The sequence below is a fragment of the Pseudoalteromonas luteoviolacea H33-S genome (assembly GCF_001625695.1).
In the GTDB taxonomy this organism is placed as follows: Bacteria; Pseudomonadota; Gammaproteobacteria; order Enterobacterales; family Alteromonadaceae; genus Pseudoalteromonas; species Pseudoalteromonas luteoviolacea_B.
In genome coordinates, this window is the sequence record NZ_AUXY01000143.1 from 1 (window position 1) to 10287 (window position 10287).

8 protein-coding genes are annotated in these 10287 nt (G+C 39.7%); 2 read left to right on the forward strand and 6 right to left on the reverse strand.

From position 1 onward, the window contains the following. Window positions 1-628: 628 nt before the first annotated feature. From N477_RS25480 to N477_RS25505, 6 genes are all read right to left on the reverse strand, one after another. Window positions 629-2728 (reverse strand): winged helix-turn-helix domain-containing protein, encoded by a 2100-nt coding sequence (locus tag N477_RS25480; RefSeq protein ID WP_063359949.1) that lies wholly within the window; start codon window positions 2726-2728, stop codon window positions 629-631. Window positions 2729-3177: 449 nt separating this feature from the next. Then, window positions 3178-4014 carry an alpha/beta hydrolase gene (locus tag N477_RS25485; protein ID WP_063359948.1) on the reverse strand — a complete coding sequence of 279 codons (837 nt, stop codon included), beginning with the start codon at window positions 4012-4014 and terminating at the stop codon, window positions 3178-3180. Beyond that, window positions 4014-5333 (reverse strand): M23 family metallopeptidase, encoded by a 1320-nt coding sequence (locus N477_RS25490; RefSeq protein ID WP_063359947.1) that lies wholly within the window; start codon window positions 5331-5333, stop codon window positions 4014-4016. Before N477_RS25490 ends, N477_RS25485 begins: the two co-directional genes overlap by 1 nt. Window positions 5334-5335: 2 nt before the next feature. Next, window positions 5336-6679, reverse strand: a complete 1344-nt coding sequence (locus N477_RS25495) for a M23/M56 family metallopeptidase (RefSeq protein ID WP_063359946.1) — start codon at window positions 6677-6679, stop codon at window positions 5336-5338. Between the two features lie 10 nt (window positions 6680-6689). Further along, complete coding sequence (locus N477_RS25500) at window positions 6690-7064, reverse strand: BlaI/MecI/CopY family transcriptional regulator (protein WP_063359945.1); 375 nt, start codon at window positions 7062-7064, stop codon at window positions 6690-6692. Between the two features lie 102 nt (window positions 7065-7166). Continuing rightward, a complete protein-coding gene (locus N477_RS25505) occupies window positions 7167-8009 on the reverse strand; it encodes a LytTR family DNA-binding domain-containing protein (RefSeq protein WP_063359944.1) in 843 nt (280 codons plus the stop codon). 159 nt (window positions 8010-8168) lie between these two features. Here N477_RS25505 and N477_RS25510 point away from each other — a divergent pair, with 159 nt between their 5' ends. Further along, window positions 8169-8579, forward strand: coding sequence for a DUF2141 domain-containing protein (locus N477_RS25510; protein WP_063359943.1), 411 nt, complete (start codon window positions 8169-8171; stop codon window positions 8577-8579). Between the two features lie 11 nt (window positions 8580-8590). Next, entirely contained in the window at window positions 8591-10120 is a 1530-nt protein-coding gene (locus N477_RS25515; RefSeq protein ID WP_063359942.1) for a carotenoid oxygenase family protein, read from the forward strand. The last annotated feature ends 167 nt before the right edge of the window (window positions 10121-10287 follow it).

Consider the following 10287-nt stretch of genomic DNA (forward strand, 5'->3'; position numbering starts at 1 on the left):
CCCTTGCATCCTGGCTGACTCACTTGCATCCTGGCTGACTCACTTGCATCCTGGCTGACTCACTTGCATCCTGGCTGACTCACTTGCATCCTGGCTGACTCACTTGCATCAGATCCTGTTAAATTCTATTCAGGTTTGGTGATTCAACCTCCAATATATTTCTGCATCCGTACAAAAAACTGGAGGTGAATCACACTACCAAGTGCCCACTCCTTGCTGCACTAAACAAGTTATTAAAATGGGCATCAAACACCAACAACTAATTCATTGCTTTTTTATAACTTAAAAAGTAAGCAATAAAATCAGTATTTTATTGTTTTAATTTCTAGACAAGGAGGGAGGGAAAACTACTACTTGCTAGCAATTATTCTTGCAAAACAAGCAGTAGTATTTAGAAGGGTCAGTTAAAAAGGTTTATCTACGCCCCCTTTTCCTTTGCTACTTCCAAATGGTTTACTAGGATCGCTACACGTGCCTGTAATTTTACATTCCTCAGGGGAAGTCATTTGGAGGGAATAAACTGGGCTCGACATAACAGCAATAAAAATAGTAAAGCTCAATAGTTTTAAGGTATTCATTGTTTTTCTCGTAGTTAGTATTGTAATAATTGGGAGTGGAGATAAATAATTCAATCAAAGAATAATTGTTGAATGGCAGAGTCATTAATCTGTACAGAGAGATAGACGACATGCTCACCACTTTTATTCGCTGATATCCTCGGGTACATGCTATAAAATAAATCCTCAATGACAACATGTTCTTTTGTCTCTACATCTACAGAGTGTATATAACTCTTTAAATAATCAAAATCTGTCCAAATTACAGTATTTTGCTTAACATGCCACCGAGTAATAAACTCATAACTAATTTGATAACCAAGTGGCTCAGCAACCGATTGTAAAGAGTCTAAATAATATAAATCTCCGGCGCTGTCTGCGACCACAAAGTTGTCATTCGTCGGCCTAATTGACCTAAAATATCGAAGAAATACTTCCGTCGTTGCCTTATTAACATCATACTTTTGGATCTCCCACTCTCCCGCAATCTTCACTCCAAAAAGCACGTACTTACCATCTTGAAAGAATACGGCGTCACTCGATACACTCGAGTCGGCAGTTAAATAAAGTAAAGTTTCAGTATGAATATTTAAGAGCCCCAAGCGATGGTTTTCTTTGACCAGAATATGCTGATTGTCTTGGGCGACATCCAATATTTCAAGTGGTTCCGAGGTTTTATAATACGTTGAAATTTCGTCATTATTAATATTAAAGTAACCTACATAATTAACATCATTCTTTTTCACCCTCACCCATCGCATCTGCTGATCTTGCGGGTCAAATACCATAGATGTGATCTCAGGAACTGTGTTAATAACTCTGTTGACATCACCTGACCCATTCAATGAACGCTCAATATACAACCTATTAGCGCGCTCTTGAGACTTTTTGATAGCTACCACATGACCATTTTTAGAAGCCGCTAAATTTGTTATCAAATCACCTGGGTTTTCATGCACCAGTTTACTTTCAGCCGTTTTAACGTTAATAATGTGCAAGCCATCAGTATCAAGGAACAGAGCTTCCTCATCATTCATCCAAACTACATCATCTATTCGCCGGTTTTGCTCACTCAAAACGCGGTCCAGCTGAGTAGTAAAATCATGAATAATGAGTTGATATTTACTAGACTCACCCGCTATGGTCATTAATCGTTGTTTATCAGGAGATACCGCTCCACTCAGTATATATCCACCACTGTGTGTAGGCGTCATCAGTCTAGATAAGTTAAGAGACTCTAGATCCATGGCATACAACATAAGTGCTGACTCAGCGTCATCAGCCAACTGAACAAGTATTTCAGATGGCACCCTGCCAGATGCAACACGACCAATTAAAAACTTGTTATCCAGCAATGTAACCATTGCACTTTCAGGGTCTGAGACAGTTAGTGGTAGAAGTTTCAGTGCTGAAGCGCCAGTAACAATATCACTAAATACCAGCACTTTGTCATTTTGTGCAAAGCTGACAAAATGCGCGTTAGAAGCGCTCTTGGTAAGTTGTCTTGTCACCCCTTCTTGTTTATCAAGAAGGTACACTTGGCTGAGACCGTTCTCACCATATCGGCCAACAAAGGCAATAAAACGCCCATCTGACGATATTGCTATTGACTTTTTTTCACCCTTGAATTCGGTAAGGTGTTCCTTTCCTACTAAGTGCGTGTCGTTATAAATGTATTTAGAAGCCAGAAAGCTTGCAGCCAACAAAATAAAAAACAGCGACGATAACATCAGTAAAAATGACTTTTTTTGAGGCTTTATATTTTCTTTAATAAGTGAATTAGGCCTGAGGCTGGCACTAGAAGTTTCAGTACTTGACGTAGGCGGATGTTCATCCTCATCAAACAGTACTTTAGTCTCACAAACTAATTTATACCCTCTCTTTGCAACGGATTTGATATATTTTGGATTATTCAAATCATCATCCGCGAGGATCACACGAAGCTTTTTAACAGTCCCCCTCACAGCCGTGTCTGTTACCACACGATCAGCCCAAACATGATCATGCAACTCTTCGACCGTGACATATCGTCCACGACAATCGTAGAGGTATAGTAATAACTCCATGACTTTAGGTTCTACTGAAACCTCTTCACCTTTTAAAAAAAGCAGACTTTGCCCTAAATCAATGACAAATTCCCCAAGTGAAGCTCTAATACTATCCTTTTGCAACAAACTATTCCTAACTAAAGTTTAACGCACAAGATGGACTGAAAACTGGCACCAATAATGCTAAATATGTAAATATTTATAAAAGTTTTGACACATCAAGTGTACCAAGGAAAACCTCAAGAATTCAACCTAAACAATGATGTGACAAAATGAAAATCTCTTTATAAATATACAGTTATATTTACAACCATCTGTTTAACTTAGTCCCTCAATTTGGAATTTGTACTTAATAAACATCTACTTAAGAATTTATTTAGTGAATGATACGCATTAAAATTTTAAAACTTTAAAATAATTTCTTATTGACGCTTTTTCACAAAGAAATACCTTAAGGTCACAACGACCTCAAGGATACATTTTATTAACATGCAAAAATCAAAATAATTTCATATTCAGGAATATGCAAAAATTTATGCAGTTCAGGAGATAGCTGAAAGCTCTCTGGTTGGCTATTTGCCATATAAGCTGATTAAGCCCTCAGTGAGTAATTGCGCAAACACACTGAAGTGGGACGTATTGGGGATAACAGTATGTTGATAGTCAAAACTTTTATACTGGCGTTTATCAAGTATGCTCATAAACTCTTTTAAATCCGTTACCATAAAACCTTCTTTACCTCCTATAAAATAGCGCACTGTCGCAGGTAGCACGCTATTGTGCTTTGCATAGTTTTTTTCCATCTCAAATATCACCTTATTATCATACCAAAACGACGGACTACCTAAGATATAAGAACTAAACAACTCCGGTTGATGTAGCAAAATATAAGTGCCTAATAATCCACCATACGAATGACCTACGAAGGTTTTACGCGAACTATCAATGCGATATTGACTTATTACCAATGGTAATACTTGTGTTTCGATAAACTTGACGTAACTGTTTGCTTGCCCCGACACTTGCTGCGCTTCTCTGGAGTGCCCCATAGTTTCTTCAGGCGCAAAAGTAGGCGTATAGTCTCTAGTGCGACTAATAAGTGGGTTGGTTCCTTTTGAGTAAGAGATCCCAACGACAACAACCTCTTCAATATCTCTACCCTCAATTAAATGTAGAATGCCGCTGGCAGTTGCAATGGAGTAGCTAGTATCATTAATTAAGACAAGCGGATAATGGCGCTTTGATTTGTTATAACCTTTGGGTAATCGCACATAGAGCTCATAGCTTTGTTGATTAATCTTGGATGTCACTTGTATTGTGTGCGTATTCTGAATGGTAAATGGCTCATTTGCGAACGCCTGCATAACAAACAATAAAGGCATTAATGTAAATATAAATCTTTTATACATTATTGAAGGTTCTCCTTAAGAATATAATTAAAAACGAGTTCTGATGATTCACTTTGCAGCTTATGATGCTGCTGTAATTGACCCTCAATACGGCTTACCGTATTTAGAAATGCAGCTAATTCCATACCGGAAAGTGTTTGTTCTGTAAGTTGCGGCATATTGAGTTTCAATGGATTAATTGCATGTCCATCTTTGTGTACTTCATAATGGAGGTGTGGGGCTTGTGATAGTCCAGTATTACCCAAATACCCAATGACCTCCCCTTGCTTGACGATATGTCCCGCTTTTAAACCTTTAGCGAAGCTTCGTAAATGTGCGTATAGCGTTTGATATCCATTGGCATGCTTGATGGTAACCCGATTACCAAAGCTTCCCCCCCAATTTGCTTTAAGTATTTTGCCATCCCCAGCAGCGAAGACAGGCGTGCCCACAGTGGCCGCAAAATCAAGTCCTTTATGCAGCCTTGTAAAACCGAGTATCGGATGTTTACGATGCCCAAAAGTAGATGATAACCGCGCGCCATTCAGCGGGGTTTTGAGTAAAAAGCTTTGCACAGGCCGCCCATCAGCATAATAAAACCGTTCGAATTTATCGTCGCCCACTTCAAAGAGATAAAGAGCATGTACCTGACCTGCAACCGTTAACTTGATATACCGAACCTTATTTAAATCACTTTCACTTGATAAAGCATGAGGATTGATAAGCTGAGTAGATTGATAGATAACTTCGAAAACATCCGTTTCTTGTAAAGATCTTTGGAAGTCGACTTGATAAGAAAGAATCGCAATAGCTCTTTGAATGACCTCAGCATCCATACCGGTATCCAACGCACTATTATAAAAACTGCGACCAATGTTTACTTGAATATGTCTATCGACAAATTCAGTCTCAAGCTCTGACTCTTTAACTTGCCAACCCTGCTCCGCCAATGTCGCCGTAATAATTGTGGCAAACTTCACACCGATAGAAATGGCTTTAAAGTCACCATTTTCATTTAGCGTCACTTGAATCATTTGGCCCGTAGCGAGCTTATTAAGGTCCAGCCATGGTTTAACTGCACCAATTAACGAAATGACTTGCGATGTCGTTACATCAAAGCGCTTTAGGACACCCATTAGATTCTCTCCAGCACCTACCCTTACTATCTGAGATCGCGCCTTTTCGGTCTTGATAGACGTTACTGTTATTTTACTGGTAGCTTCTTCGATTGACGCGTGGTCATCTGGTGTTTGTTTATATGCGACTTTATCTACATTCTCTGAGGTGCAAGCAACCCCTACAACTAAGGCTGCAGTAATCAATATGCTATTTTTTATCATGGTTATTTTAGCTCTAGAATAGCCAACGGATTTATCCGCTGCTCCTGATGTAACAGTTCGAAGTGTAGATGCGCTCCGGTCACACGCCCCGTAGCGCCTAAAGTACCTAGCTTACTTCCGGCTTTGATCTGCATGCCTTGTTCAACAGTGATCTTATCTAAGTGTGCGTATAAGCTTTGGTAACCATTTTTATGCTGCACAAGGACGACATTGCCTAAATTAGCAGATAGCGTAGTCGCATCTGCAATAACAACAATACCACTAGAGACCGCTTTGACTGGGGTACCAACAGGCGCAACTAAATCAATACCACCGTGGGGCTTGGAATGTCTAAATTCAGATATATGCCCATAATATGAACTGATCCGAAAATCAGTAAGTGGGTTCTGCCACTGCTCAGTTGCTGAGTATAATGCTGGCGCCGCTTTTATATTCGCAAAGCCCAATACAATGGAGATAGAAAATAAAAGGACAACAAGGTATGCAGGCTTATTGGCTTGTGGCTGAATTATCTGTTGAAGCCTTAATTTATAGTCCTCTAAGCTCAACGCATCCGAGGAAAAGTTTGCCGTGCTGGGTACCGTATTAACCGCAATCGAACGCTTTAATACCGTCATCAAGGTTGTAGCATAGTGCTTTTTATTAATGTCGTAACACATGAGCGTTTTCAAATCACAACGTAATTCCATGGCATGAATAAAGCCTTTTTCCATTTGTTTGATAAACGGGTTAAACCAAAAAACGCATCCCAATATGCTCCAGATTAATAATGCAATATGATCTTTATGATGTATGTGCGTCACTTCATGGCACAATAAGGTGCTCTGTTGCTCAGCGCTCAGCTGCGAAAAATAACTCGGTAGCACAATTTTGCTATTGAACAGCCCAAATACAAAAGGAGAACAGGTTATGGGTATTTGTACACAAGGCACATTTGACATTGAATGTGCAAATGGCTCTGACGTAGTCAATAAGCGCCGAATACTCAACCAACTCCTACGAAGTCTGCTTAGCTTTCGCATAGCAACAACTAAATAGGCAGCAAAAATAATGTAAAGCAGCACATCAAAGGAAAGCGGTATATCTTGCACAGACAATTGGCCAACCTGATGCTGCTTTTGCTCAATATATCCACCAAACTCAAGCAGCGCTTTTGGTACTTTTCCGATCTCAGAGCTTGTGCTCACCGGTAAAATAGGCAATACAGATAATCCCAATATCACCCACCATATTGTCGGTGTAGCTGGGTATCTTACGGCTATATACTTACCAATTTTAAGCAATAAACAACTCGTCAATAGCCATAAAGCTAACATCATGAGCGGGCTGATTAGTGACCAATCCATGTTCGCGTACCTATTTCTTATCTTGCTTGTTCAGCTCTTCAAGTAATGATTCGAGTTCATCCAGCTCATCTTCTTGAATTAAACGGCTGTCTGCAAACATTGCGACTGGCAACGGCCCATCCAATTCAAAAACTGACTTCGCAAACTCTTGCGCACACGCCGCCAGCGTTGGCATTTTATCTACTTCAGCGCTGAATATTTTTTTATTGCCTTGCTCGCCTACACTCAGCAAGCCTTTGTCAGCCATACGCTCAAGCGTCTTTCGAGTAGATGAGTAACTCCATGCAAATTCAGCTTCAATAGCATCATGGATCTCTCTGGCAGACCTTGGCTCTTTTTGCCAAAGCAATTTTAATATAACTAACTCTGTGTTATTTGGTTTCAAAACATACCCCTCCTGTGACACATGTCGCACTTTAACACGCAACAAGGTGCGACACAAGTCGCACCTTGTTCGAAAAATGAGTTTAATTGCAAGAACAGTCTGTTACGATATATTGAGTTTATCTTTTGTTTGACTTAGAAATGTTTGTGAAACTGGGACCTCCAGGCCATTACTCATTAGTAAAATAAGCCGACGCCCTTCGCGCTTTGTCGCAGTCACTGCATTGGTAGAGACCCACCAAGAGCGGTGAGTCTGAAAACCGGGATAACCATCAAGTTGCTTAAGTGCGTCTTTAAACCGCATTAAAAGCATATGACCCCCTTTGTCGGTGTGTACTAGCAGATAATGATCATCCATTTGTAAACAGATTAGCTCCCCGCGTTTTTCAATAGGCAATTTGCTTATAAAGTCCATCAACATTTTCTGCTGTAGTATCGTCGTTTCTGGTTGCTCTAACTCTAAACGCTGTTGCTGATAAGTGATAACAGCATTTTGCTCCAGCACATAAGTCTTTGTCACACTAATTAAGGTGATCACCCCACCTATAAACAAACAAGCCATAATAGAAAAAGGAACTTTATCCCAATAATCTGAAGACAATGAAAAAAATAGGTTAATGATAAATGGTGTGATAAGCCCCATGATTAAACTGGCACATAAAATAGAAACCACTAAAGAGAGAACATTTTGCGCCTTCAAATTAGGCGCGATACTCGACAGCGCCGCTCTACCTAAAGTCAATGCAGGTGCATAAACCAGGTAACCACATATACAAATGGTTATCCAAAAGCACAACGCATACACAAAACTTATGTTATCCATACCAAAGGGTTTTAAAAAAGCCAAAAAGCATGCGAATAACAAAACAATAGTGCTATCAGAAGCAATATTACGAATTGTCCACCTTGAGCTTTCATCATGATTTTTATAGTTATTTTTTTTCATTTCACGATTCGCCAAAAAAGTATCTACTGAATAAGTCTAATCTACGAAGCAACTGCCTCATCCACGAAAATCATATTGTCCATGGATAAAATCCATTCTATCGTTTTTATCAATCAGCGCAAATAAGCACAAATAAAACAGATAGATAAGGAAGAATTTATGAAGGCTTTAATCTCAACACTGGCCCTATTGTGCACACCAGTCATTGCCAATCACCTTGAATTACAAATCAATAATGTCAGTAATGAACAGGGAAAAGTGTATATCGAGTTGTTTAAAGGTGAACAGAACTATAACGCAGGTAAAAGCCACCTTCAGAATATCATCTCAGCTAAAACGGGCACGATAAAGGCCAATTTCTCAGACATAGAAAGTGGGGAGTACGTTATTCGCTTCTTTCATGATGTTAATAGCAATGCAAAATTAGATACGAATTTCTTCGGTATCCCAACAGAAGGAGTTGGCTTTTCAAATAACGCAACCATGCAATTTGGACCACCAAAGTATCAAGACATGGCGATTACCATCAAAAATGGCAACAACCTAGAAATCACCAATATCAGCTACTAAGGGATCACATTATGGACCGTCGGCAATTAATTAAAGGCATGCTTGCAGCGCCCATTGCACATGCGGCTATCTCAATACCATGCCTAGCTGCTATACAAGACAGTGTATCTCATGTAGATCCGCTAAAGATAAACAAACAACGCTTTCTAGCTGCATTAGAGAAATACCCAGACTTGGTAGGTGTACTTGGCACTGACTCTGACTTTTCACCTAATCAACTGAAAATAGAAGGTCAGTTACCAAAAGATCTGAAAGGTTGTTTTTATCGCAACGGTCCAGCTCGGCACCAAAGAGCTGAGCAGAGGTATACCCACTTATTTGAAGGTGATGGCATGATCCATCAGTTCCAATTTGCAGAAGGAAAAGTACATCACCAAGGCAAGTTTACACAAACAAGTAAATTTATAGCTGAAGAGAAAGCCGGTAAATTTTTGTTTTCTGGCCCAGATAGTAAACTGCCTAACAGCCTTGCAATCAACAACCCTGACTCAATTAATACTGCCAATACAAATGTGCTGCCAGTTAACGGGGAATTATGGGCGCTATGGGAAGCAGGTTCAGCCACTGCAATTGAAGGGAGCACACTCGAAACTAAAGGACTTATTAACCTCGGTGCAGGAACGCAACATCAAAATAGCTTAAAAGGCTTGCCCTTCTCTGCACACCCAAAAGTAGAGGCGGATGGCACGATATGGAATTTTGGCTACGCACTCAGTGGCCACATAGTTTTATACCAGTTAAATAGCCAAGGTAAATTACAAAATGTGGGTATGATAAACAGTGGCTTTACTGGAGGAATGGTGCATGACTTCCTAATCACCGAAAAGCATATTCTTCTTTTATTACCCTCTTTAAAAAGAGATAGAACGATAGAAGGACAGTTTTCATCAATTCAATTTGCGCCAGAGCAGACAATGAAAGTACTCATTATCAGTAAAAGTACTTTGAAGGTGGTAAAAAAATATAGCTTAGACCCTGGATTTGTTTTTCATTTTGGCAATGCATGGGAAGATAAAAATGGCAACATCTCTTTTGATGCAAGCTTATACCCTAATGGGGATGTATTTAATCAGTTAACCTCTATGATGCAAGGAGAACGTGATATACCAATATCACCGGCTAAGACTGTTGTATTTAGCTTATTGCGAAATGGAAAAGTGAGATCATACACCATAGATGGCATCAGCGAGTTCCCTCGTATATATAGTGCATTAACCGGGAAAAAGAACCGTGATTTATTTACTTTGTCATCCATCGAAAGCGATGTTTGGAGTGACAGCGTTAGACGAATTAACTTGGACAATGATAGCCTAGATACGTTTACTTATGGTAAGGACTATCTAGTGGAAGAGCATGTATTAGTGAATGATCAAGAAAACACTAAGGGTGATTATTTAATTGGTACTGCGCTGCACATTCCAACAAAGCGTACTTGCCTAAATATATTCAACGCACAAAACATATCAGCAGGGCCAATTTGCAGGGCTTGGTTACCCTATGCTATCCCATTAGGGTTTCATGGAAACTTTTTGGCAGGTTGATTAATGTGCAAAAGGCTAGCAACAGCGAACGCAGTGAGTGCGCTTCTTTTACGCAAGGTGAATATCGTGCGAAAGGTTAATGACACAGCGCGAAGCGCTGGCATTCTTTTTGCGCAAGGTGAAATAAGCGAGTTTAACCGCTGCTAAGGGACTGTATGTATTTAAAA

Coding starts and splice junctions, on each gene's coding strand:
- N477_RS25485 (WP_063359948.1), bottom strand. CDS start 4,014: ATGTATAAAAGATTTATATTTACATTAATGCCTTTATTGTTTGTTATG.
- N477_RS25490 (WP_063359947.1), bottom strand. CDS start 5,333: ATGATAAAAAATAGCATATTGATTACTGCAGCCTTAGTTGTAGGGGTT.
- N477_RS25495 (WP_063359946.1), bottom strand. CDS start 6,679: ATGGATTGGTCACTAATCAGCCCGCTCATGATGTTAGCTTTATGGCTA.
- N477_RS25505 (WP_063359944.1), bottom strand. CDS start 8,009: ATGAAAAAAAATAACTATAAAAATCATGATGAAAGCTCAAGGTGGACA.
- N477_RS25510 (WP_063359943.1), top strand. CDS start 8,169: ATGAAGGCTTTAATCTCAACACTGGCCCTATTGTGCACACCAGTCATT.
- N477_RS25515 (WP_063359942.1), top strand. CDS start 8,591: ATGGACCGTCGGCAATTAATTAAAGGCATGCTTGCAGCGCCCATTGCA.